This window comes from Phenylobacterium sp., assembly GCF_041916435.1.
Taxonomy (GTDB): Bacteria; Pseudomonadota; Alphaproteobacteria; order Caulobacterales; family Caulobacteraceae; genus Phenylobacterium.
Genome location: NZ_JAYRZM010000002.1, coordinates 401,784 through 423,909 on the forward strand (window position 1 = coordinate 401,784; position 22,126 = coordinate 423,909).

22 protein-coding genes are annotated in these 22,126 nt (G+C 70.8%); 5 read left to right on the forward strand and 17 right to left on the reverse strand.

Translation table 11 applies throughout. The features are described 5' to 3' along the window. Positions 1-7: 7 nt before the first annotated feature. Positions 8-613, reverse strand: a complete 606-nt coding sequence (locus ACE3TA_RS06810; RefSeq protein ID WP_374571853.1) for a glutathione S-transferase family protein — start codon at positions 611-613, stop codon at positions 8-10. Between the two features lie 377 nt (positions 614-990). On the opposite strand from ACE3TA_RS06810, the gene pseI reads away from it, so the two are divergent. Beyond that, entirely contained in the window at positions 991-2,046 is a 1,056-nt protein-coding gene (gene pseI / locus ACE3TA_RS06815) for a pseudaminic acid synthase (RefSeq protein WP_374571855.1), read from the forward strand. A gap of 301 nt (positions 2,047-2,347) precedes the next feature. On the opposite strand, the gene pseH is transcribed toward pseI, so the two are convergent. From pseH to carB, 13 genes are all read right to left on the reverse strand, one after another. Continuing rightward, the gene (pseH, locus tag ACE3TA_RS06820; protein WP_374571857.1) at positions 2,348-2,908 is read right to left on the reverse strand and encodes a UDP-4-amino-4,6-dideoxy-N-acetyl-beta-L-altrosamine N-acetyltransferase; all 561 of its coding nucleotides are present in this window, start codon (positions 2,906-2,908) and stop codon (positions 2,348-2,350) included. Further along, complete coding sequence (locus tag ACE3TA_RS06825) at positions 2,905-3,603, reverse strand: cytidylyltransferase domain-containing protein (RefSeq protein ID WP_374571859.1); 699 nt, start codon at positions 3,601-3,603, stop codon at positions 2,905-2,907. Before ACE3TA_RS06825 ends, pseH begins: the two co-directional genes overlap by 4 nt. Positions 3,604-3,617: 14 nt before the next feature. Further along, complete coding sequence (locus ACE3TA_RS06830) at positions 3,618-4,868, reverse strand: NAD(P)-binding protein (RefSeq protein ID WP_374571861.1); 1,251 nt, start codon at positions 4,866-4,868, stop codon at positions 3,618-3,620. 151 nt (positions 4,869-5,019) lie between these two features. Continuing rightward, positions 5,020-6,072, reverse strand: coding sequence for a UDP-2,4-diacetamido-2,4,6-trideoxy-beta-L-altropyranose hydrolase (gene pseG, locus ACE3TA_RS06835; RefSeq protein WP_374571863.1), 1,053 nt, complete (start codon positions 6,070-6,072; stop codon positions 5,020-5,022). Further along, a complete protein-coding gene (locus ACE3TA_RS06840) occupies positions 6,069-7,058 on the reverse strand; it encodes a mitochondrial fission ELM1 family protein (RefSeq protein ID WP_374571865.1) in 990 nt (329 codons plus the stop codon). The genes pseG and ACE3TA_RS06840 overlap by 4 nt, the downstream gene beginning before the upstream one ends. 25 nt (positions 7,059-7,083) lie before the next feature. Continuing rightward, the gene (gene greA / locus ACE3TA_RS06845) at positions 7,084-7,557 is read right to left on the reverse strand and encodes a transcription elongation factor GreA (protein WP_374571867.1); all 474 of its coding nucleotides are present in this window, start codon (positions 7,555-7,557) and stop codon (positions 7,084-7,086) included. A gap of 116 nt (positions 7,558-7,673) precedes the next feature. After that, a complete protein-coding gene (locus ACE3TA_RS06850; protein WP_374571869.1) occupies positions 7,674-9,035 on the reverse strand; it encodes a sensor histidine kinase in 1,362 nt (453 codons plus the stop codon). Then, a complete protein-coding gene (locus ACE3TA_RS06855; protein WP_374571871.1) occupies positions 9,032-9,715 on the reverse strand; it encodes a response regulator transcription factor in 684 nt (227 codons plus the stop codon). Before ACE3TA_RS06855 ends, ACE3TA_RS06850 begins: the two co-directional genes overlap by 4 nt. Positions 9,716-9,830: 115 nt before the next feature. After that, positions 9,831-10,025, reverse strand: coding sequence for a hypothetical protein (locus tag ACE3TA_RS06860; RefSeq protein WP_374571873.1), 195 nt, complete (start codon positions 10,023-10,025; stop codon positions 9,831-9,833). 120 nt (positions 10,026-10,145) lie between these two features. After that, on the reverse strand, positions 10,146-10,646 hold the full coding sequence (locus ACE3TA_RS06865; RefSeq protein ID WP_374571875.1) for an AAA family ATPase: 501 nt from the start codon (positions 10,644-10,646) through the stop codon (positions 10,146-10,148). 9 nt (positions 10,647-10,655) lie between these two features. Next, entirely contained in the window at positions 10,656-11,456 is an 801-nt protein-coding gene (locus tag ACE3TA_RS06870) for an SDR family NAD(P)-dependent oxidoreductase (protein ID WP_374571877.1), read from the reverse strand. 331 nt (positions 11,457-11,787) lie between these two features. Further along, entirely contained in the window at positions 11,788-11,967 is a 180-nt protein-coding gene (locus tag ACE3TA_RS06875; protein WP_374571879.1) for a hypothetical protein, read from the reverse strand. A 272-nt stretch (positions 11,968-12,239) separates the two neighbouring features. After that, positions 12,240-15,530, reverse strand: a complete 3,291-nt coding sequence (carB, locus tag ACE3TA_RS06880; protein WP_374571881.1) for a carbamoyl-phosphate synthase large subunit — start codon at positions 15,528-15,530, stop codon at positions 12,240-12,242. A 249-nt stretch (positions 15,531-15,779) separates the two neighbouring features. On the opposite strand from carB, the gene ACE3TA_RS06885 reads away from it, so the two are divergent. Then, positions 15,780-16,184: a cupin domain-containing protein gene (locus ACE3TA_RS06885; protein ID WP_374571883.1), complete on the forward strand. Its 405-nt coding sequence runs from the start codon at positions 15,780-15,782 to the stop codon at positions 16,182-16,184. 43 nt (positions 16,185-16,227) lie between these two features. Here ACE3TA_RS06885 and carA read toward each other — a convergent pair whose 3' ends face one another. Then, positions 16,228-17,397: a glutamine-hydrolyzing carbamoyl-phosphate synthase small subunit gene (gene carA, locus ACE3TA_RS06890; RefSeq protein ID WP_374571885.1), complete on the reverse strand. Its 1,170-nt coding sequence runs from the start codon at positions 17,395-17,397 to the stop codon at positions 16,228-16,230. A 208-nt stretch (positions 17,398-17,605) separates the two neighbouring features. On the opposite strand from carA, the gene ACE3TA_RS06895 reads away from it, so the two are divergent. The 3 genes from ACE3TA_RS06895 (at position 17,606) to ACE3TA_RS06905 (ending at position 19,612) form a co-directional block, all read left to right on the forward strand. Next, positions 17,606-18,046 (forward strand): DUF1330 domain-containing protein, encoded by a 441-nt coding sequence (locus ACE3TA_RS06895; RefSeq protein WP_374571887.1) that lies wholly within the window; start codon positions 17,606-17,608, stop codon positions 18,044-18,046. An 83-nt stretch (positions 18,047-18,129) separates the two neighbouring features. Beyond that, a complete protein-coding gene (locus ACE3TA_RS06900; protein ID WP_374571889.1) occupies positions 18,130-18,375 on the forward strand; it encodes a DUF1272 domain-containing protein in 246 nt (81 codons plus the stop codon). Between the two features lie 961 nt (positions 18,376-19,336). After that, positions 19,337-19,612: a hypothetical protein gene (locus ACE3TA_RS06905; protein ID WP_374571891.1), complete on the forward strand. Its 276-nt coding sequence runs from the start codon at positions 19,337-19,339 to the stop codon at positions 19,610-19,612. A gap of 61 nt (positions 19,613-19,673) precedes the next feature. Here the strand turns inward: ACE3TA_RS06905 and ACE3TA_RS06910 are convergent, their stop codons facing one another. Then, positions 19,674-20,339: an HAD family hydrolase gene (locus tag ACE3TA_RS06910; protein WP_374571893.1), complete on the reverse strand. Its 666-nt coding sequence runs from the start codon at positions 20,337-20,339 to the stop codon at positions 19,674-19,676. A gap of 102 nt (positions 20,340-20,441) precedes the next feature. Further along, positions 20,442-22,064, reverse strand: coding sequence for an ATP-binding protein (locus ACE3TA_RS06915; protein ID WP_374571895.1), 1,623 nt, complete (start codon positions 22,062-22,064; stop codon positions 20,442-20,444). Between the last annotated feature and the right edge of the window lie 62 nt (positions 22,065-22,126).

A 22,126-nucleotide genomic window follows, 5' to 3' on the forward strand; every position in this document is an offset into this window, starting at 1 on the left:
GGCGAGGTCAGGAAAACCTAGCCCGCACTGCTAGGGCCGCGGGGCGGCTGTAGCAGGCGTCCAGCCAGCCGCGCACGTGAGCGTAGGGCGTCAGGTCGAGCCGTGCGGCACGTGATGGCGATAGCACGCCCGCCACGTTGAGGTCTGCTATTGTGAACCGCTCGCCAACAAGCCAGGCGCGGCCGCCGAGGGTGCGGTCGAGCGCATTGAGCCCCTGCGCCGCCAGCTCCGACATGGCATCGCCCGCCGAGGCGCGCAGTTCGCCCATCGCGGCGTCATGCTGCACCCAAGGCTCCAGATGAGCCTGCGCCCACAGGCTCCATCGCCAGACCTGCGCTTCGGCGTCCGGCGACTTCGGATAGAGTGCGTTGCTCGGCCGCGCGTATTTCTTCGCCAAGTAGAGATTGATGGCCATGGATTCGGCGACGGCGACGCCGTCGTCGACGATGGTTGGAATGCTGCCTGCTGGGTTCAGTGTCAGGAAGGCCGGGGTCTTGAGCCCAGGATCATTCCATTCGAGCGGGACGTGCTCGTATGCAAGGTCGAGTTCAGCGGCGGCCCAGAGGGTTCGCATCGTGCGCGACCGGGGCGAGCCATAGATCACCAACGCCATCGCAGATGGTCTTCTGGGAATCCGGCGCAGGTCAACCCCAGCCACACTGGCGGAGGGGGCCTTGAGCCACAGCCCCCTCAGTCCCTTCGGGACAGCTCCCCCAGAGGGGGAGCATCTTGGGGCGGCGTCGGCGGGGGCGTTCAGATCCTCCCCTTTTGGGGGAGGTGGATCGGCGCGTCAGCGCCGAGACGGAGGGGGACTTTGAACGTTTCGGCGGCGGCGAACGTCGGGGTGTCGAGTCATGGTCCCCCTCAGTCGCTTCGCGACAGCTCCCCCAGAGGGGGAGCATCTTTGGGAGCGCGGGGCGGGTGGATGGCGTTTACCAATCCGTGGACGCGCGACGGTAGACTGCGCCGCGAAGCTTTCGAGTCCCGCCCATGACGAAACCGCCCGAGATCGAGATCGCCGGCCGCAAGGTGGGGCCGGCCCATGAGCCGTTCGTGATCTGCGAGCTGTCGGGCAACCACAACGGCAGCCTGGAGCGGGCGCTGACGATGATCGACGCGGCGGCCGACACCGGCTGCGACGCCATCAAGATCCAGACCTACACCGCCGACACCATCACCATGGACGTGGACCGGCCGGAGTTCCGCATCCACGGGGGGCTGTGGGATGGGCGCAGCCTCCATGAGCTCTACCAGGAAGCCCAGACGCCCTACGACTGGCACCCGGCGCTGTTCGAGCGGGCGAAGGCGCGCGGCGTGATCCTGTTCTCCAGCCCGTTCGACGAGACGGCGGTGGACCTGCTCGCGAGCCTGGGGGCGCCGGCCTACAAGATCGCCAGCTTCGAGGCGGTGGACATTCCGCTGATCCGCTACGCGGCGGCCCAGGGCAAGCCGCTGATCATCTCCACCGGCATGGCCAACCTGGCCGAGATGGAAGCCGCCCAGGACGCGGCGATGCATGGCGGGGCGAGCGGGACGGTGCTGCTGCACTGCGTCTCCAGCTATCCGGCGACCTTTGAGGACGCCAACGTGCGCACCGTCGCCGACATGGCGCAGCGCTTCGACTGCCCGATCGGGCTTTCGGACCACACGCCGGGCTCGGCGGCCTCGGTGGCGGCGATCGCCATGGGCGCCTGCGTGATCGAAAAGCACTTCACCCTGGCCCGGTCGGACGGCGGGCCGGACGCGGCCTTCAGCCTGGAGCCGGACGAGTTCAAGGCGCTGGTGGCCGACTGCAAGAACGCCTGGCGGGCGCTGGGAATGGCGCACTACGACGTCCTGGGCGCCGAGCGGGGCAACATCCAGTTCCGGCGCTCGCTCTATGTGTCGGCCGACGTGAAGGCGGGGGAGATGCTCAGCCGCGCCAACGTGCGCTCGATCCGGCCGGGAAACGGCCTGCCGCCGGCCGACCTGGAGGCCGTGCTCGGCCGCCCGGCCAAGCGCGACCTGAAGCGCGGCGAGCCGCTCGCCTGGGACATGGTGGGGTAGGCGGCTTCGCCTGGACGGGCGTGGAGTCGTAAGTCCCCCTCAGTCGCTCCGCGACAGCTCCCCCAGAGGGGGAGCATCTTTGAGGGTCAGGCGGCGAGTGGTGGGAAGATCCTCCCCTCTTGGGGGAGGTGGATCGGCGCGCGAGCGCCGAGACGGAGGGGGACTTTGGAGGTTTCGGCGGCGACCGCGGGGGCGTGGAGTCGTAAGTCCCCCTCGGTCGCTTCGCGACAGCTCCCCCAGAGGGGGAGCATCTTGCAGCGGGCGTCCGTATCGTTTCGCAGGGGGTGTCGGGAGGGGGCGTCTAGCTGACCGCGTAGCCCTTGGCGCGGAGGCGTTCGGCGCTTTCCTCGCGGACCTTGGCCCAGTCTTCGGCCAGGAGGCCGAGGCCGACGACGTCGAGGGGGTGGCCGGCCTTCCAGACGTGGTGGCGATAGAGGGCTTCGCGCTGGAAGCCGAAGGACTGGTGGATCTTCCAGACCGCCTCGTTCTCGACGAGGACTTCGCAGCAGAGCTTGTCGAGGCCCATCTCGCCGAAGACGTGCTCGATCACCCAGAATTCGACGAAGGCGCCGACGCCCTTGCCGCGCACGGCCGGCGAGGCGAGGTAGTAGGCCCACGAGCACTTGCGGTTGGCCGGGGAGATGTCGGCGAGGTTGGCCAGGCCCACCGGCTCGCCGTCCAGCTCGATGATCCAGTACTTGCGGGCGGGATCGGCCAGGGCCGAGGCGAACCAGCGGTCGTGTTCGGCCGGGCTGATCACGTGGTCGGTGTACATCCAGCGCGCCACCTCGGGCAGGTTGCGCCATTCCAGGAGACGCGCGCTGTCGGCCGCGACGACCGGGCGCAAGGCGACGGCGCTCATGCCGGGATCTCGGCGCTGTTGCGCGGCAGGGCGACGATGTCGGCCGAGGTGAAGGCCGGATTGGCCGGATAGAGCGTCTCGTACACGTAGCGAACGAACGCCAGATCGGCGGGCAAGTCCACCGTCCAGCGCAGGTGGGCGAGGGACGGGGCGTCGCTGACATAGGCCAGGGCGAAGCGCTCGGGATGGCGGTAGATGAACGGCGTGACGTGCTCGCGCTCGTAGGGATCCTTGGCCTCGCGCCAGGCGGTCTCGAGGGCCTCGGCGCGCATCACCTCCACGTCCAGGCCATGGGGGAAGGTGCGCTCTGGCGGGGTGTTGGAGGCGTAGTCGCCGCCGCCCTCAAGGTGGGCGTCGATCACCCGGTCGATCAAGGCCCAGTCGGTGAGCGGGCAGTCGGCGGTCATGCGCACGACGGTGTCCGCCGGGCCGAAGGCTGAGAGCGCGCCGTGGAAACGGTCCAGCACGTCGTCGAGGGAGCCGCGGAACACCCCGAGCCCCAGGCCCTCGCAGACCTCGGCCAGGCCGTCGTCGTCCGGCTGGTCGCTGGTGGCGACGACGAGACGGTCGATGCGGCGGCTGCGGCGCAGGCGCTCGACCTGGCGGGCGATCATCGGCTGGCCCAGCACGGGCTGAAGCACCTTGCCCGGCAGGCGGGTGGAGGACATCCGCGCCTGGAGAATCCCGAGGATCATCGGGCCCCCGCGGCTCAGGCGCGCAGGGCGGCGGGCGCCAGCGAGGGCTCGAACGCGGCGGCCATGGCGCGGCCGAGGGCGGCGAAGGCGCTTGGGCGCCGGGCCAGGTCGCACGGCGCCAGCACGAAGGCGCCGCCGGTGCGCTGGCCGAGTACGCGACGCAGTTCGGCGAGCTGGCGCGCGCCCTCGACCGAGGGCAGGGCGCCGGAGCGGACCGTGGCGTGCACCTGTTCGCCCAGCGCCAGGGCCTCGCCGCCGAAGCCGGCGGTCAGGCGCTGGATCTCGCGGCGAAGCTCGGCGTCCGGCGTCTCGGCGACGCACTCGGCGGCCAGCAGGGTCTGGCCGCGGCTCTCGTAGACGAAGATGCGGGCGACCGCGCCGGAGGCGGTGAAGTTGTTGATGTGGAAGGGCGCGGGCCGGCCGAACGCGGCCTTGAAGACATAGACCGCGCAGGGCCGCCGCGCCGGCTTGGGCGCCTCCAGGCCCGCGGCGCGGTAGAGCGGAGTGGGATCGGCCGTCCAGACCACCATGTCGTCCTCGGCGCAGGTCTCGAACGCCTGATGCGGCGAGACCAGGGAGGTGTCGTGGATCACCACGTCCAGGGCCTCCAGCCGGCGCCGGCAGGCTTCGAACATGGCCGCGAAGCCGTCGCGCGGGACGGCCGCCGCCGCCGGGCCGCGTCCGTCGCGGGCGCCGGGCAGGGCGTAGAGGTCGTGATAGAGGCGGTCGGCGCGGCGCAACTCGCGCAGCGTGGAGACGTCGGCGCCGATGGGATAGACCTGGGCCATGCCCATGGCCCCGGCGGCCTCGGCGTCGGCCTCGTCGATCCAGTCGCCCAGGCGCCACTGGGCGTAGCGGGCGAGCGCCGGCTGCATCTCGGCCGGATAGGCGCGGATGCGGTCGGCCAGGGTTTCACCCGCCGGCTCGGCCAGGGCCAGGCCGCGGCAGGGCAGCGCCGGGCCGTCGAAGTCCTCGATGAACAGCGCGCCGCCGCTGGCCGACGGGCTCACCGAGCCGCCATGGGCCTCGACCTCGTCGAAGGCCAGGCCGTACCAGGCCAGGAGGTCGTGGATCGGATCGCCCCGCGCGCCGAGGCGGACGTCGACGTCGCGCAGCTCGACCCCATGGTCGACCTTGGGCAGGGCCTCGCCGCCCAAGCGGCCCGACCGCTCGTGAAGCTCGATGTCGCGGCAACCCAGGCGGTGCGCCTCGAACGCGGCCAGAACGCCGCCCAGACCACCGCCGACGATGCTTATCCTAGTCATCTGCCACCAGCCCCCCGGCTGACGAATTCGGCGATGGCCCCCCTTCGGCCGTGGGCGGATTCTTCGCCCACATGTCGCCGGTCGCCCGAGGGCCCCAAAGACCCTCTTCCCGCCGTGTCCCTACATTCGGGACGATGTTCCGAATCTTCCGTTAAGGTTGATCGGACGGGGTGTCGCACCCTGGCAGGCGGGACAGGAACGCCTCGGCCGTGCGCACGGCGCCCAGGCCGTCGCAGACCCGTGCACTGTTTTCGCCCAGCTCAGCGCGCAGGGCGGGCTCGGCGAGGAGGCGGGCGAAGCCTTTGGCGAGGTCGTCCGCGAAGGCGGGCGAGCCGGCGTCCACCACCAGGGCGGCGCGGGCCTGGTCCATGGCGCGGGCGGCGGCGCGCTGGTTGTCGGCCAGGATCACCAGCAGCGAGGGCAGGGCGAGGACGCAGCGCTCCCAGGTGGTCGAGCCGGCGGCGCCGACGGCGAGGTCGGCCTGGAGGGTGAGGCGCGCCATGTCCCGGGCGTCGACATGAAGCTCGACGCGGCGGTCGCCCTCGGCCAGTGCGGCGAGCGCCGGCAGGCTGGGGGCGCCCGAGCCCAGCACGACGTCCACGCGCATGGCGTCGTCCAGCAGAGGCAGGAGCGGTTCGACGACCGCGCGGGTGATCGCGCCGACGTCGGTGAGGCCGAGCGAGACCAGGACGCGGCGGGGCGGCCCGCCCCGGCGGGCCAGGGCCTCTTGGCGCAGGGCGGCGAACTCCGCGCGGACCGGGGCGAAGGCCGGGCCGGCCAGCACCTGGGCGCCGGGCGGCAGCAGGCCCTCATAGTCCTGCGCCCGCCGCGCGGGGCCGGAGTCCAGCACCAGATCGGCGGCGAGGGGGCGGTCGGCGAGGTCGTCGATGACCAGGACGGGCCGGCCCGCCGCGATCGCCCGGTGGGCGGCCGCGTCCAGCCCGTAGTGGTCGAAGACGAAGGCGTCGGCCTGCGCGCGCCGGGCGGCGGCGATCAGGTCTGCGGGGGCGGTGGAGGCGGCCGGGACGCGGGCGACGTCGGGGCCGAAGGCGTCCAGCACGCGGGCCACGGCGGGCGGGGCGAGGAAGGCCGGCGCCGCGCCCCGTTCGGCCAGCGCCCCGGCAAGGGTGAGGCTGCGCATCACATGGCCGCCGCCGATCTCGGGGCCGGCGTCGCAGATGAAGAGGATGGCCGGGCCGTTCACGGCGCGGACGCCGTCTTCAGGTCGTAGCGGCGCAGGATCTCCTCGGCGGCGCGGTCGGCCTCGGCGAGCGGCGGATAGGTCCAGCCGTGCAGGGCGCCGTCGAACGGACGGGCGATCCCGCGGCGTTCCAGGTCGGCGTGGAAGCGGGCGAACTTGGCGCTCTCGCCGTCGAGCTCGAGGATGAAGACCGGCTTGCCGGTGGCCGCCGCGTCGACCGCCAGGTTGGTGGACTCCTCGGTGACGAGGACGCCGTCGGCCGCGCCGAGGAAGGCGAAGTAGGGGTTCTCGCCCTCGAAGTCCCAGATCACGCCGGGCAGGTCGCGCAGGCGCGCGGTGAGGATCGCCTTGGCGTCCTCCGGCGTGCGGCGCGAATAGGTGAGCATGATCGAGCCGCCCTCGGGGCGCACGGCGTCCTCGATCTGGCGGGCGAGCGTCGCGGCCCGCACGGGACTGAGGTCGAAGGCCTTGGACTTGCCGCCGATCAGCACGGCCAGGCGCGGGCGGGGCAGGGGATCGATCCGGTCGTGGAAGCGGGCGAGGTCGTCCGCCATGCGCTCGGGCGTCAGCCGGTTGGGCGCGCCGACGATGGGAAAGACGTTCTCGCCCGAGAGCTGGTCGTGCTCGGGCGGGATCACCAGGTCGTAGGGCTGAAGCGGCGTGCGCGGATCCTGGGTCTGGACCACGAAGGTGCGGCCGCGGGACCAGCGGCGGACGCGCAGGGACAGCGGCAGGGTGGCTCGGCCGGCGGCCAGCCAGATGTCCGGCCACGGCGGCGCGATCGCGCTCGACGGATCGAGCGTGGCGCGGGGGGCGGGATTGAGCCACCAGGGCAGGCGGCCCCACGATCCCTTCCAGGCGACGTGCTTGACGACGGTCCGGGCCGGCCGGCGGCGACCGATCGCCTCGGCCAGGCCCAGCACCTGCGCCTCGATGCCCGCGCGGCCGTCGGAGACGGCCCACAGGACGAGGGGCTCTCCGTCGGTCATTTGCGAGCGATCGCGAGCGGCGTCGTCAGAGCCACTCCACCTTGAGGATTTCGTAGGCCTTGGTGCCGCCGGGCGTGTTCACCTCGACGACGTCGCCGGTCTCCTTGCCGATCATGGCGCGCGCGATCGGCGAGGCGATGGAGATGCGGCCCGATTTCACGTCGGCTTCGTGTTCGCCGACGATCTGGTAGCGGGCTTCTTCCTCGGTGTCCTCGTCCACGACAGAGACGGTGGCGCCGAATTTGACCTGCGTGCCCGAGAGCTTGGATACGTCGATGACCTGGGCGCGCGCCATCTTGTCCTCGATCTCGGCGATCTGGCCTTCGATCCAGCCCTGGCGCTCCTTGGCGGCGTGATACTCGGCGTTTTCAGACAGATCGCCGTGCGAACGCGCTTCGGCGATCGCGGCGATCACCGCCGGCCGTTCCAGAGTCTTCAAACGCTTCAATTCTTCGTCGAGGGCTTGGTAGCCCCCGACGGTCATCGGCACTTTTTCCATGGTAGGTGATGACTCGGGTATCGCCCTTCAGAAGTTCCTTGTCCGGCCGCGGGCGTTGGCGTCCGGGGGGTGCGAGGATAGGGTTGTGCGCTGCGAAACTCAAGAGGCGGCCAAGGTTACGCCCTGGCCGGGGCCTCCAGCACCGTGCGCAGTCCGGGCCCGTTGTCCTCCAGGGTGAGGCGGCCACGGTGCAGTTTGGCGCAAGCCGCGACGAGCGCCAACCCCAGGCCGGAACCGGGCCGGGTGCGGGCCGCCTCGAGCCGGACGAACCGTTCCTGGACGCGGCCGAGCTGGTCGGCGGGAACCCCCGGACCGTTGTCGGCGACGACGATCCGCACGCCGTCGCGCTCGGTCTCGGCGACGCTCAGGGTGACGACGGCGCCGGCGCCGGCGTGGATCGCGGCGTTGTGCAGGAGGTTGCCGATGGCCTGGCGCAGGAGGGTCTCGTGCAGGCAGGCGATGATCGGCGCGTCCGGCACGTCGAGCGCCAGGGTCTGGCCGGCGTCCTCCAGGACCGGGGCGAAGAGCTCGCCCATCTCCAGCGCCAGCAGGCCCACGTCGACCCGCTGCAGCATGTCGCGCGACAGGCCGGTCTCGGCGCGGGCGATGTCCAGCAGCGCCGAGAGGGTGGAGAGCGCGCCGTCGACCTCCTGGTGGGCCTGGTCGATGGCCTGGGCGCGTTCGGAGCCTGAGGTCTCCGGCGCCTCGGCGCGGGCGAGCGCGCCCTTCAGCCGGGTGAGGGGCGAGCGCAGGTCGTGGGCCAGGCTGTCGGTGACCGTGCGCATGCCGGTCATCAGCTCCTCGATGCGGGTGAGCATGGTGTTCACCGAGCCGGCGAGGTCGTCGAACACGTCGCCGCCGGGGCGCTCGGGGGCGCGGGCCGACAGGTCGCCCTGGGCGATGCGCTCGGCGGTGTGGGCGATGCCGCGGGTGCGGGCCAGGAGCAGGGCGTGCAGCGCCGCACCGGCGGCGGCGGCGCCCAGGGCCGTGAGCGTCAGAGCGATCATCGAGCCGCGCAGGATCGCGCCGCGCAGGGCGTCGCGGGCGCCGAGGTTCTCGGCCACGATCAGGGTGCGGCCGCCGGCCATCGGCTGGGCGAGCACGCGCCAGAGCCGCCCCGGCGCGCCGGGCTCGGCCACCGTGCGCCAGCCGGCGTCGGGGGTGTCGAGGGAGCCGACCACGTCGGCGCCGGCCAGCAGGTGGTTCTGGGCGTCGAGCAGGGCGTAGCGGAAGCCGTCGCCGCCGCCGACGCGCTCGCGCCGGTTCAGGGTGGCGATCAGGGGCGCCATGCCCTCCTCGCGGGCGAAGGCGGTGAAGTAGTCGCGCGCGGCCGCGGCGATCGCGGCCTGCTGGCGGGCGATGGCGGCCTCGCCCCAGCGGTCGATCAGCACCAGGCTCGCGGCGATGGCGGCGATGGCCACGAGGATCATCGTCGCCGGCCACATCCAGGGCTTCAGGCGCATGCCCCGTTCGGTCACGGCGTCTCCGACAGGCGGTAGCCCGATCCGCGCACCGTGTGCAGCAGAGGCTTGACGAAGCCGTCGTCGATCTTCTTGCGCAGGCGGCTCACATGGGTGTCGATCAGGCTGGTGTGAGGATCGAAGCGATAGTCCCAGAGCTGTTCGAGCAGCATGGTGCGGGTGACCACGCGGTCTCGGTGTTTCAAGAGGTATTCCAGGAGCTTGAACTCGCGCGGCAAGAGGTCGAGCCGCTGGCCGCCGCGGGTGACGCGCCGCTCCAGAAGGTCCATCTCCAGGTCGCCGCAGCGCAGGGCGGTGACCACGTCGCGCCGGCCGGGACGGCGCAGGATGTTGTCCAGCCGCGCGGCCAGTTCGGAGAAGGCGAAGGGCTTGGCCAGGTAGTCGTCGCCGCCGGCGCGCAGGCCCTTAACCCGCTCGTCGAGCTGGCCGAGCGCGGACAGGATCAGGAGCGGGGTGTCGACGTTGGCCGCCCTCAGCGCCTTGAGCACCGACAGGCCGTCGAGGCCGGGGATCATGCGGTCCATGATGATGGCGTCGAAGGCGGCGGCGCTGGCCAGATAGAGCGCGTCGCGGCCGTCGGCCACGTGCTCGACGGAATGGCCTTCCTGGCGCAAGCCGCTCAGCAGGTATTCAGCAGTGTCCGCATCGTCCTCGACGACGAGAATCTTGGCGCCCACGGTCCGCTCCTTTCGACCGTCTTCCCCCGACGTCGTGGCAGGAAATGAGGACGAAAAGGCGGCGGGCGACCCCTTCGGGGGAAAGGGAGAGCTGGTCGTCCGCCGCCTTCCCAAATCAGGCCGTCTCGCAGGCGGTCGAGAAGGCCTTCTTGGTCTTGGGGTGGATCTTCCGAGCGGTCAGCAGCTTGCCTTGTCCGGCCCCGGCGGCGCCCGTGCTGGGCTGGGCGGGCGTTGCCGCAACCTCCAGCGCGACGGAGGAGACTGCCGCGAAGGAGACGACAGGGACGGTGGCGGCAAGAAGCTGGCGCATCTTTATTCGAACCCTCGACCGGCCGCCGGGTGTCCGGCGACCAGGCAAGGATTGGCCGCGCGAGCTGGCGCGGCTCGGGCGCCAACCTCGCAAATTTGTAAGGTTGCGCGGGCGGCGCGCTCAGGCGCTCTCGGAGACCACGCAGGCGGCGAGTTCGGCCGCGTCCGGCGCCTCGAAGACGCCCTCGACGAAGTCGAACATCTCCGGGGTGACGGCCAGGCTGAAGCCCTCGCCCTGGACCACGCTGCGCGCCTCGACGCGGGCGCGCCGCACGTCCTCGGGGGCGGTCACGTAGTGGAAGCGGTAGGGCAGCTCGCAGGCCTCGGCGATCTCGGCCACGCGGGCGCGGTCGACCCGGCGCATCAGGCCAAGGTCGAGCACCACCGAGGTCCCGGCCGCCAGGATCGCCGCCGCGGTCGACCAGATCTGGGCCTCGCAGCGCTCGATCCGCTGCATCATCCAGTCGAATTCCAGCGGCTCGGGCATGTCCGGCGCGAAGAGCCGCGCCATCCAGTCGTCGATGGCGAAGTGGACGGCGGGCTCGCTGCGGGCCAGGCCCTTGGCGTAGGTGGACTTGCCGGCCCCGGAGGGGCCGAAGACGATGTGCAGGGTGGCGGTCATGGGGACCGCTTAGCGGACCGACAGGCCCCCGTCGATCACCAGCTCGGCGCCGGTGACGTAGCGGGACTCCTCGCTGGCCAGCCACAGGACGCCGTTGGCGATGTCCTGGGGCCAGCCCTTCATGCCCAGCGGCACGGCCATTTCGGCCATGGCGTCGAGCGTGGCCCCGCGCGGCGCGGCGGTGTTGGAGCCGGGCTCGCCGGTGCCGACGATGGTGTCCCAGATGGGGGTCTCGATGATGCCGGGGTGGACCGAGTTCACCCGCACGCCGTCCTTGGCGTTGGCGCATTCCATGGCCACGGCCTTGGTGAACAGGCGCACCGCGCCCTTGGTGGCGCAGTAGCCGGCGAGGTTGGCCGCGCCCTTCAGGCCCGCCACCGAGGACATGTTGATCACGCTGCCGCCGTCGCCGCTCTTGCGCATCAAGGGGATGCAGTGCTTCACGCCCAGGAACACGCCGTCGACGTTGACCGCCGTCTGGCGCTGGAAGTCGGCCAGGGTCATCTCCAGGATCGAGCCGCCCAGGCCGATGCCGGCGTTGTTGACCAGGATGTCGAGCCGGCCGTGGCCCTTCTCGACCTGGCCGGCCACGTCGACCCAGGCCGCCTCGGAGGTGACGTCGTGGTGGATGTAGCTCGCCTTGCCGCCGGCCTTTTCGATCGCCGCCACGGTCTCGGCGCCCTTGGCGTCCTGGACGTCGGTGACGACCACGATCGCGCCTTCCTCGGCCAGCCGTTCGGCGCAGGCGCGGCCGATGCCGCTCGCGCCGCCGGTCACCACGGCCACCTTGCCTTGAACCCGTCCCGTCATGCCTCTCCCCATCGTTCGTGATCGTTGATCAGTTGAGCGAAGAGGCCTAGCGCAGGCGACGGGCGAGCGCCAGTCCCGCCTGCAGGCGGGCGAGTTTCGTCATGATCCGGGGGCGACGGGCCGCCGTCGCACGAAAGCGCGCGCGCCCGGGACACGCATGGCCCCACGCGCAACCAGCGCTCAAGCTCCAGCATTCAGGCCCATGCCCGCGCCGCCCGAGGCGGCCCCGGCGGATGCAATACGGCGATCCGCATCGCGCCGGCGTCAGGCCAGCGCGACCGCGCAGCGGCGCATGGCGGGCGGCGCCGGACTCAGCCGGCGCCTGAAAGGCCTACCAGGTGACGTTGCCGCTGGCGGTGATCAGCCCGATCACCATCGCGACGCCGAACAGGATGATCAGCCCCACCACCAGCATGTCGGCGGCGCCTTCGAAGCGCTCGATGCGGTGATGGTTTTCGTGATGGTGCTCACCATTCGCATGGTGGGCAGTGGGCTTCAAATTGAGCCGCATGACGTCCTCCTCGCATTCTGTTTTTGGGGGCTCTCGTCCCCTCGCCAGACTGCGACAGGCGCCTATGGTGCGCCGACCGGACGGTCTCGTACTGTACGCGGGCCGCCGGAAGACGCCCGAGCGCCTGTGCAATGACAAGCGATAGGCGAAGCCTGCGCCTATTGCGGGCGCCGGTCAATGCTGAGCGCGGCCGTAGCGGGCGGCGGCGATTTTCGACCGTTCCCGGACGAGGTCGCCGGCTGACAGGCCCTGCCCGCTCCGCGGCGCGCGCCTCAGGCGTAGCTCTGCAGGGGGCGCACCTCGAGCGGGGCCTCGGCGGTGGCGACGATGGCCTGGGCGGCGGCCAGGGCGCCGGCGGCGGTGGTGAAGTAGGGCGTCTTCATCATCAGGGCCGTGCGGCGGATCTCGAAGCTGTCGGCCAGGGACTGCTTGCCCTCGGTGGTGTTGAAGACGAGCTGCACCTCGCCGTTCTTCATGGCGTCGACGATGTGCGGGCGGCCCTCCAGCACCTTCTTGATCCGCTCCACGGCCAGGCCCTGGGCGTTGAGGAAGTCGCAGGTGCCGCCGGTGGCGAGGATGCGGAAGCCCTGGGAGATCAGCAGCCGCACCGGCTCAACGATCCAGGGCTTGTCGGAATCCTTGACCGAGACGAAGGCGCAGCCGGACTTCGGCAGGGTGGCGCCGCCGCCGAGCTGGCTCTTGGCGAAGGCGCGGGCGAAGGCCGGCCCCAGGCTTTCGCCGTCGCGCCGCCAGTCCAGGCCCATGACCTCGCCGGTGGAGCGCATCTCCGGGCCCAGCACCGTATCGACGCCGGCGAAGCGGGCGAAGGGGAACACCGCCTCCTTGACGGCGATGTGGTCGCGGGCGGGCTCGGAGACGTCGAAGCTCGCCAGCTTCTCGCCGGTCATCAGCTTGGCGGCGATGGCGGCGAGCGGGCGGCCGATGGCCTTGGCCACGAACGGCACGGTGCGGCTGGCCCGAGGATTGACCTCCAGCACATAGATGCGCGGGCTGGCCGAGTGCGGCTCCTCGATGGCGAACTGCACGTTCATCAGGCCGCGCACCTGTAGGGCGCGGGCCATGGCCTCGGTCTGGCGCTTCAGCTCGGCGACGGTCTCGGGCTTGAGCGAGAAGGGGGGCAGGGAGCAGGCGCTGTCGCCGGAGTGCACGCCGGCTTCCTCGATGTGCTCCATCACCCCGGCGACGAAGACCTGGCCGGCGTCGTCGCACAGGGCGTCGACGTCCACCTCGGTGGCGCGCGACAGGTACTGGTCGATCAGCACCGGGCTGTCGCCGGAGACCTGCACGGCGGTGTTGATGTAGCGCTCGAGCTGTTCGTCGTCGCGGACGATCTCCATGGCCCGGCCGCCGAGGACGTAGGAGGGGCGGATCACCACCGGATAGCCGACCTCGTGGGCGCCCTTGAACGCCTCGTCGCGCGAGCGGGCGATGGCGTTGACCGGCTGGGCGATGTTCAGGCGCTTCAGGAGCTGCTGGAAGCGCTCGCGGTCCTCGGCCAGGTCGATGGCGTCGGGGCTGGTGCCCAGGATCGGGATCCCGGCGTCCTCCAGCGGCTTGGCGAGCTTGAGCGGGGTCTGGCCGCCGAACTGGACGATCACGCCCAGCAGCTCGCCCTTGCTGCGCTCCAGGTCGATCAGCTCCAGGACGTCCTCGGCGGTGAGCGGCTCGAAGTAGAGCCGGTCGGAGGTGTCGTAGTCGGTGGAGACGGTCTCGGGGTTGCAGTTGACCATGATCGACTCCACGCCCAGGTCGTCGAGCGCGAAGGCGGCGTGGCAGCAGCAGTAGTCGAACTCGATGCCCTGGCCGATGCGGTTGGGGCCGCCGCCGAGGATGATGGCCTTCCTGAGGTCGGTGGGCTCGCTCTCGCAGTCGGGGCGCTGGCCGAGGGCGCCGGTCTCGTAGGTGGAGTACATGTAAGGCGTGTCGGCCCTGAACTCGCCGGCGCAGGTGTCGATGCGCTTGAACACCGGGCGCACGCCGAGGGCGCGGCGCTGCTCGCGGGTCTCGGCCTCGGTGGTGTGGGTGAGCGCGGCCAGGCGCGCGTCGGAGAAGCCCTGGGCCTTGAGCGCGCGGAAGCCGGTGGCGGTGGTCGGAAGGCCCTCGGCGCGGACCTTGGCCTCCTGGGCGATCAGCGCCTCGATCTGGCGCAGGAACCAAGGTTCGTAGGCGCAGGCGGCGGCGACCTCGTCGACGGTGAGGCCGTGGCGGAAGGCCTGGGCGATCACCCGCAGGCGGTCGGGCGTGGGCACGCCCAGGGCGCGGATCACCGCGGCCTTGCAGGTCTCAGGGTCGGCGGCGCCCTCGATCTCGATCTCGTCGAGGCCGGACAGGCCCGTCTCCAGGCCGCGCAGGGCCTTCTGCAGACTCTCGGCGAAGGTGCGGCCGATGGCCATGACCTCGCCCACCGACTTCATGGAGGTGGTCAGGTAGGGCTCCGAGCCCGGATACTTCTCGAAGGCGAAGCGCGGGATCTTGGTGACGACGTAGTCGATGGAGGGCTCGAACGAGGCCGGCGTGGCGCCGGTGATGTCGTTCATCAGCTCGTCGAGGGTGTAGCCCACGGCCAGGCGCGCGGCGACCTTGGCGATGGGAAAGCCGGTGGCCTTGGAGGCCAGCGCCGAGGAGCGCGACACCCTGGGGTTCATCTCGATGACGACCATGCGGCCGTCGGCGGGATTGAGGGCGAACTGGACGTTGGAGCCGCCGGTCTCCACGCCGATCTCGCGCAGCACGGCGATCGAGGCCGCGCGCATGCGCTGGTATTCCTTGTCGGTGAGAGTGAGCGCCGGGGCCACGGTGATGGAATCGCCGGTGTGGACGCCCATCGGGTCCACGTTCTCGATGGAGCAGACGATGATGCAGTTGTCCGCCTTGTCGCGGACGACCTCCATCTCGAACTCCTTCCAGCCGAGCACGCTCTCCTCGATCAGCACTTCGGTGGTCGGCGACAGGTCCAGGCCCCGCTCGACGATCTCGCGGAACTCCTCGACGTTGTAGGCGATGCCGCCGCCGGTGCCGGCCAGGGTGAAGGACGGGCGGATGATCGCCGGCAGGCCGACGAACTCCAGGCCCTCCAGCGCCTCGTCCATGGAGTGGGCGGCCTTGGAGCGCGGGCTCTCCAGGCCGAGCTTGTCCATGGCGTCGCGGAACTTCTGGCGGTCCTCGGCCTTGTCGATGACCTCGGCCTTGGCCCCGATCATCTCCACGCCGTACTTTTTCAGGACGCCGCGCTCCTCCAGCGCCAGGGCGGTGTTGAGCGCGGTCTGGCCGCCCATGGTGGGCAGCAGGGCGTCGGGCCGCTCCTTGGCGATGATCTTCTCGACCATGTCGGGCGTGATCGGCTCGACATAGGTGGCGTCGGCCACGTCCGGGTCTGTCATGATCGTGGCCGGGTTCGAATTGACCAGCACGATGCGGTAGCCCTCGGCGCGCAGCGCCTTGCAGGCCTGGACGCCGGAGTAGTCGAACTCGCAGGCCTGGCCGATGACGATCGGGCCGGCGCCGATGATGAGGATCGACTTGATGTCGGTGCGTTTCGGCATGGGTGTTCTTTTTCTCGCGCGCGAAGGGCGGCCCCGCGCGTGTCGCCGCGGACCGTCACCGACCAGAATGCAGGTTAAGGCGCCCCTTTAGAGTGGGAGTCGGGGGGGCGCAAGACCGCCGTCGCCGCACCCCGCGCGGGCGCGGCGAGCACGCGCGATCTCCATCGCCGCGAATCGACCCGAAACGCGCATCGCGGGACGGGACAGCTTGGCAAGGGACGTGCTAGGGGCTTGGGAGGGAGACCCGTTATGAGAATTTTAACGATTGCCGTTCTGGCCGCGATGGCCGCCCCGACCATGGCCCTGGCGAGCGCCGAGGCGCCGGCGGTGACCAGCCTGGGCCCGGCCCGCGCCGCCGCGCCGCTGGCCGAGGCGCTGCCGACGAACGGCAAGGTGCGCATGGCGGTGGCCAAGACCACCATTCCGGCGGGCGAGAGCCTGCCCGAGCACATGCAGCCGACCTTGCGCTACATCTACGTGGTCTCCGGCCGGGTGCGGGTCTCGAACCTGGTGACCGGCGAGGCGCAGGAGATCGGCCCCGGCCAGATGGCCGCCGAAACCAAGGGCCAGCTTCACGTGGCCACCGCGCTGGACGGCCTGCCGGCCGACGTGCTGCTGATCGACGGCGCGGCGGTCGAGGGCGCCACGCCGTAAGCCAAGGGCGGCCGGGCGGCGCGAAGGCCGCCCGCGCGCACGCCTAGGACGCCTTCGCCGCGTCCATCAGATCGGCGAACCGCTGGAACAGGTAGAGCGAATCCGTGGGGCCCGGCGAGGCTTCCGGGTGGTGCTGCACGGAGAACACCGGCCGGCCCTTCAGCGCCACGCCGGCGTTGGTGCCGTCGAACAGGGAGACGTGGGTCTCCTCCAGGGTGTCGGGCAGGCTGTCGCGGTCCACGGTGAAGCCGTGGTTCATCGAGACGATCTCGACCTTGCCGGTGGTCAGGTCCTTCACCGGATGGTTGGCCCCGTGGTGGCCCTGTTCCATCTTGATGGTCTTGGCGCCCAGGGCGAGGGCCATCATCTGGTGGCCCAGGCAGATGCCGAACACCGGCACGCCGCTGTCGACCAGCTTGCGGATCTCGGGGGCGGCGTACTCGCCGGTGGCGGCCGGGTCGCCCGGACCGTTGGAGAGCATCACCCCGTCGGGCTTGCGCGCCAGGATGTCCTCGGCGCTGGTCGTGGCCGGCACCACGGTGACGCGGGCGCCGACGCTGGTGAGCGCGCGCAGGATGTTGCGCTTGACCCCGTAGTCGACGACGACGACCTCGTACCTGGTCTGGCCCGGCTTGGCGTAGCCCTCCGGCCAGGACCACAGGCCCTCCTCGTAGACGAAGGGCTGCAGGCAGGAGGCGTCCTTGGCCAGGTCCAGCCCGACAATCCCAGACCATTCGCGGGCGCGGGCGACGAGGGCCTGAAGGTCGAACCTGCCCTCCGGATCATGGGCGATGACGCCGTGCGGCATGCCGTTCTCGCGGATCGCGCGGGTGAGGGCGCGGGTGTCGACGCCGGCCAGGCCGACGACGCCGCGGCGCTTCATCCAGCTATCCAGGTCGGTGTCGGCGCGCCAGTTGGCCGGCGGGGTGGGCACATCGCGGAAGATCGCGCCGCGGGCGGCGGTCTCGGCCGAGCCGGAGATCTGCTCGATGTCCTCGACGTTGGTGCCGACATTGCCCACGTGCGGGAAGGTGAAGGCGACGATCTGGGCCATGTAGGAGGGGTCGGTCAGGATCTCCTGATAGCCGGTCATGGCGGTGTTGAAGCAGACCTCGCCGAGGGCCTCGCCGACCGCGCCGACGCCGACGCCCTGCAGGATGGTTCCGTCGGCCAGGGCCAGAACGCCCGTGACGCCAGGCAACAGCTCGCTCATTTAGGCGTCTCCGTGATCGATGGATGGTCGCAGAACCCCGCGCGCGGGGGAACCCCGACGCCAGCGGACAAACGGCCGCGTACCTACTGAGTCGCGCCCGCCCGGTCAATGAGGCGCGTGGCCGGGGAGGCGCGTGGCCGGGCGACTTGCCGGGTGACCGGCGACGGGCGAGCCGCTAGCGTTTCGCCGGACATCAGGGAGACGCGCCATGGCCGAAAGCGGCTACATCGATCCGGACCGGCAAGCCTGGGAGGTGTTCAAGGCGCTGCCGCGCGACCAGCCGATCCAGATGCTGAACCTCGTCAAGGTCAAGCCGATGGCCGACTACCCCGAGGGCCATCCCGACCACGGCAAGGGGCTGACCGGGCTGGAGGCCTATCGCGCCTATGGCCGCACCACCGCCCACATCTTCGCGCGCGTGGGCGGCAAGCAGGTCTGGGCCGGCAAGCCGCAGGTGATGGTGACCGGGCCGCAGTCGGAGGACTGGGACCTGGCGTTCATCGCCGAATATCCGAGCTCGGCGGCGTTCATGGAGATGGTGCGCGATCCGGAGTACCGCGAGCTGGTGCAGCACCGCACGGCCGGGGTGGCGGATTCGCGGCTGCTCCGCCTGTCGCCGGTGACGCCGGGCGAGGGGTTCGGCGAGTAGGGCGGCGCAAAACGAGGGATCTGTGTCGTTTCGGCGGCGCGGCGCGCGTGGCAGGCTCGGCCGTCCGATCGATGGAGGCGGCGATGCTGGCCCTGCGCCCCAATTGCGAATGCTGCGACAAGGACCTGCCGGCCGAGAGCCATCAGGCGCGGATCTGCAGCTTCGAATGCACCTTCTGCGCCGACTGCGCGACGACGCGGTTCGCCGGCAAATGCCCCAACTGCGGCGGCGAACTGGCGGCCCGCCCGCCGCGGCCGGCGGCCCTCCTGGCCCGCTTCCCGGCCCAGGCCGAGCGGGTGACCAAGCCGCATGAGGCGTGCGCGGGGTAGGGGGCGGAGCCAGGGGGCGTCAGCGGACTGCCGGGACGTCAGAGATGGGTGGTCAGCGGGCGTTGCGCTTGCAACGTCGCACTACTTAAGATCCACAAATGCACCTTGTGGTTCACAGCACAATTGGCGCCGTAGCGGTCTGGGCCGTCCTTGCCGCGAGCCTCTCCCTACTTCTTTTGACCATCTGGGCTGTCCTTACGTCATCCAAGTTCGAGCGCAAAGCTCGATGGATCTTCCTGGCGTGTTTGGGCATCCCAGGGCTTAGCGCCCAGATTCCACCGAGCATCACGATATCCGGTGTAGTCCCCATCGGGATGATCGTTGTTCTTTGGGTTTGGCGATTTGGTCCATCGACTAGCCAGCAGAGACGAGATGACGAAGAACGCCGACCGAAATCTGTCGGAAAGTTCTTCAGCTCGAAGGCAGGCTATTCCGTTTCCATGTTGGCGGCGTTGGCGATCGTGATGCTGAGTATGGTGTCAGGTTCGCTCGCGATGTTAGTTCTTGGCGGTTCTGCGGGGCTCGTGTGTCTCGCGAACGAACATAGGGGGCGGACTCTCGGGCGCCGCCGAGCCGCATTCGTGGCTTCCGCATCTTGGTGCCTGAGCGCTTTGTTGCTAGGCGGCTTTTTCGGGGCGCGTCATTTCGGCCTCCCGAATTTCGACATTCTCGGGATCGGGGCCTTCGTCGCTCTGTGGCCCTGGTTCTTCTGCACCGGGGCATTGGTGCAGAACTCCTGGGGGCTACCTCAGCCTGAGCCAGAGGCTCGCGACTAGGGATGGAGCTCAAAAGCGAACGTCCGACTAGGGTCGCTTCGCGACTTCGGCGTCGCGCCCGCGAGCAGACCTGTCGCCGTTGCGCTGGGCAGCGGTCGATCCGAGCGGGCGCTAGGAGTGGACGCCGCGCTTTGCCCCCTGCCGGTCAGGGGTTATCCTCGCCCCAAGGCTAGTGGATGGAAGCTATGAGCGACGCCGTCGGCCCTGGCGATCTGGTGCTCTGCGTCAACGCCGCCCCAAACCATGTCACGGGAAGGGCGGTGCCCTTGCAGGCCGGAGAGACCTACCGGGTCTATGCGGTCATGGAGTTCGCCTGCCCGTGCGGGCGTTCCGACGCCCTGCTCGACGTGGGCGTGGACTTCGCCTGGTGCCAGACGCGCTTTAGGCTGCTGCCGAAGCCCAAGGCCCAGGCCAAGACGCGCCGGGTTTCCGCGCCCAGGGAGAAGGAAACGATCCGCTGAGGCGCCGGCGCCGGCTTCGGCCTCGTGGCGGCCGGCCTAGCTTCACCCCAGGGGACCGGCCCTAAAGCAGATGGCCGAGGCCGAGGCGCTCTAGCACGGCCGGGATCGTCTCGACGGAAGAGGTGAAGCGGATCGCGCCGAGCCCGACGGCCTGCGCGCCCGCGACGTTCGATTGCCGGTCGTCGACGAACAGGCACTCGGAGGGAGGCCGCCCGAGCCGCTCGCAGGTGCGCCGGTAGATCACGGGGTCGGGCTTCGACACGCCTTCCTCCGCCGAAATCACGATCACGGAGAACCAGCGCTCAAGGCCGTGTCGCGCGACCAGGCCGGCGCGCGTGTTCGGGCCGGAATTGGTGAGCAGCGCCAGGGGCAGTTTCCCCGCGATCTTGTCGAGCGCGCGTCTCCAGTGCGGGCAGATACGCTCGTCGGCGGACAGCGCCTCGAGCAGGTCCGCCAGGCCGGAGGGATCGACGCCGCACGCCGCGCATAGCCGCGCTTCGATCTCCGCTTCCGTCCGTCCGCCTTCCCAGCCGGGGCCGATCGCCTCGACGAGTATCTCGTCAAGCCGGCCTTGCTCCAGCCCGTGGGCTTGCTCCCAGGCGCTGCGCGCGTCGCGGGCCGGCGTCTCGATGAGCACCCCGCCGACGTCCAGGATCAGCGCTGTGAAATCCGGCACGACGAGCCTCCGCGTCTTTGCATGTCCGCTTGGCTTGCGATCGCCCGGCATGGATCGAACCCGGCCCAAGCCGCTTCGCTGGCAAGTGGGGCCTCTTTCCAGACAAACAAGCCTGGATTCCCGCTCGTGCGGGGATGAGCGGATGCCTTGGGGCTAGGCCGCCAGGACCTCGGCGATCACGCCGAACAGCTCCTCGGCGCGGACGGGCTTGGCGATGTGGCGGTCGGCGCCGGCCTCGGCGCTGGCCTCGCGGTCCTCGCTGGAGGCGTTGGCGCTGATGACGATGATCGGCGTGCGCGCGGCCGCGCGGGCCTCGAAGCGGCGGATTTCGCGGATGGCGGTCAGCCCGTCCATCACCGGCATGTGCAGGTCCATCAGCACCACGTCGAAGTCGGCGTCGCCGGCGGCGGCCTGCACGGCCTCCAGGCCGTTCTCGACGCTGACCACCTGGGCGTCGGCGACGGCCAGGAACATCTCCAGCACCCGGCGGTTGGTGGCGTTGTCGTCGGCCAGCAGCACGCGCAGGGCGCGGGCCGGCTCCTCCGTCGGCGGCGCGGACTGGATGGGGCGGGCGGGCATCGGCGCGACGACGGTGAACGAGGCGCCCTCGCCGGGGCGGGAGCGGGCGGTGATGGTTCCGCCGATCAGGTCGGCCAGGCGCCGGCAGACGGCCAGCCCCAGGCCCACCCCGCCGTGCTCGCGGGTGGTGGAGGCGTCGGCCTGCTGGAACTGGCCGAACAGGCGCTCGGCGTCGCTGTCGTCGAAGCCGGGGCCGGTGTCGCGCACCTCGAAGGCGAACAGCGCGCCCTCGCGGGCCGGCTGGGCCATGGCGGAGACCGTGACGCGGCCCTCGGTGGTGAACTTGATCGCGTTGGCGATCAGGTGGTCGAGCAACTGGCGCAGGCGCCTGGCGTCGCCGTAGGCCTCCAGCGTGGCCGAGGGGGCGACCTCGACCGTGAGGCTCAGGCCCTTGGCCTCGGCGGCGGGGCGGAAGGCGGCCACGGCCTGGGCCAGGAGGTCGGGCGCGGAGAACCAGGCCGGTTCGAGCGTGACCTTGCCGGCCTCCAGGTTGTTGTAGTCCAAGAGCCCGCCGATCAGGGTTTCCAGCGCGTGGGCCGAGGCGCCGATGGTGCGCAGCATCTCGCCCTGCTGGTCGCTGAGCGGGGTCTGGCCGAGGAGCTGGGCCATGCCGGAGATGCCGTTGAGCGGGGTCAGCAGCTCGTGGCTGACGTTGGCCAGGAAGGCGCTGCGGGCGCGGCTGGCGGCCTCGGCCCGCTGCAGGGCCTCCTCCAGCGCCTGGGCCTGGCGCTTCAGCTCGGTGATGTCGACGCGCAGGCCGATGACGCCGCCGTCGGCGGTGCGGCGCTCCTCGAGCATCAGCCAGCGGCCGTCGGCGAGCCGCTGCTCGTGGCGCTCGCCGGTGGGGTTCTCGAGCTGGGCCAGGCGCTCGGCCAGCCAGTCCGCCTCGCGGCCGACGGCCTCGGGATAGTCGCCGCGGGCGACGCCGATCTTCAGGGTGTCGGCCAGCCGCGCGTCGTTGGAGAACAGGTCGGCCGAGCGGTGGTAGATCTCGGCGTAGCGCTTGTTCCACAGGATGTAGCGGCCCTGGGCGTCGAGGAAGACGATGCCCTCGGGCAGGGCGTCGAGCGCCGCGCTCAGCCGGTCGCGCGCCAGGCGCGCCTCGGCCTCGGCCTGCGCCAGCGCACGGCCCCCCAACCACCGACCGAGATTCCGCGCGGCCTTGCTCCACAAGGCGCGCAGCCCTTTCACGGCCATTCGGCGCAACTCCCCGACTCACGCGAGACCCAAGCTTGGCCGATCGGACAATGACACCGGTG

Coding starts and splice junctions, on each gene's coding strand:
- ACE3TA_RS06825 (WP_374571859.1), bottom strand. CDS start 3,603: ATGATCCTCGGGATTCTCCAGGCGCGGATGTCCTCCACCCGCCTGCCG.
- greA (WP_374571867.1), bottom strand. CDS start 7,557: ATGGAAAAAGTGCCGATGACCGTCGGGGGCTACCAAGCCCTCGACGAA.
- ACE3TA_RS06915 (WP_374571895.1), bottom strand. CDS start 22,064: ATGGCCGTGAAAGGGCTGCGCGCCTTGTGGAGCAAGGCCGCGCGGAAT.
- ACE3TA_RS06910 (WP_374571893.1), bottom strand. CDS start 20,339: ATGCCGGGCGATCGCAAGCCAAGCGGACATGCAAAGACGCGGAGGCTC.
- ACE3TA_RS06900 (WP_374571889.1), top strand. CDS start 18,130: ATGCTGGCCCTGCGCCCCAATTGCGAATGCTGCGACAAGGACCTGCCG.
- ACE3TA_RS06865 (WP_374571875.1), bottom strand. CDS start 10,646: ATGACCGCCACCCTGCACATCGTCTTCGGCCCCTCCGGGGCCGGCAAG.
- ACE3TA_RS06875 (WP_374571879.1), bottom strand. CDS start 11,967: ATGCGGCTCAATTTGAAGCCCACTGCCCACCATGCGAATGGTGAGCAC.
- ACE3TA_RS06895 (WP_374571887.1), top strand. CDS start 17,606: ATGGCCGAAAGCGGCTACATCGATCCGGACCGGCAAGCCTGGGAGGTG.
- carB (WP_374571881.1), bottom strand. CDS start 15,530: ATGCCGAAACGCACCGACATCAAGTCGATCCTCATCATCGGCGCCGGC.
- ACE3TA_RS06905 (WP_374571891.1), top strand. CDS start 19,337: ATGAGCGACGCCGTCGGCCCTGGCGATCTGGTGCTCTGCGTCAACGCC.
- ACE3TA_RS06860 (WP_374571873.1), bottom strand. CDS start 10,025: ATGCGCCAGCTTCTTGCCGCCACCGTCCCTGTCGTCTCCTTCGCGGCA.
- ACE3TA_RS06885 (WP_374571883.1), top strand. CDS start 15,780: ATGAGAATTTTAACGATTGCCGTTCTGGCCGCGATGGCCGCCCCGACC.
- ACE3TA_RS06830 (WP_374571861.1), bottom strand. CDS start 4,868: ATGACTAGGATAAGCATCGTCGGCGGTGGTCTGGGCGGCGTTCTGGCC.
- ACE3TA_RS06870 (WP_374571877.1), bottom strand. CDS start 11,456: ATGACGGGACGGGTTCAAGGCAAGGTGGCCGTGGTGACCGGCGGCGCG.
- pseH (WP_374571857.1), bottom strand. CDS start 2,908: ATGAGCGCCGTCGCCTTGCGCCCGGTCGTCGCGGCCGACAGCGCGCGT.
- ACE3TA_RS06840 (WP_374571865.1), bottom strand. CDS start 7,058: ATGACCGACGGAGAGCCCCTCGTCCTGTGGGCCGTCTCCGACGGCCGC.
- carA (WP_374571885.1), bottom strand. CDS start 17,397: ATGAGCGAGCTGTTGCCTGGCGTCACGGGCGTTCTGGCCCTGGCCGAC.
- pseI (WP_374571855.1), top strand. CDS start 991: ATGACGAAACCGCCCGAGATCGAGATCGCCGGCCGCAAGGTGGGGCCG.
- ACE3TA_RS06810 (WP_374571853.1), bottom strand. CDS start 613: ATGGCGTTGGTGATCTATGGCTCGCCCCGGTCGCGCACGATGCGAACC.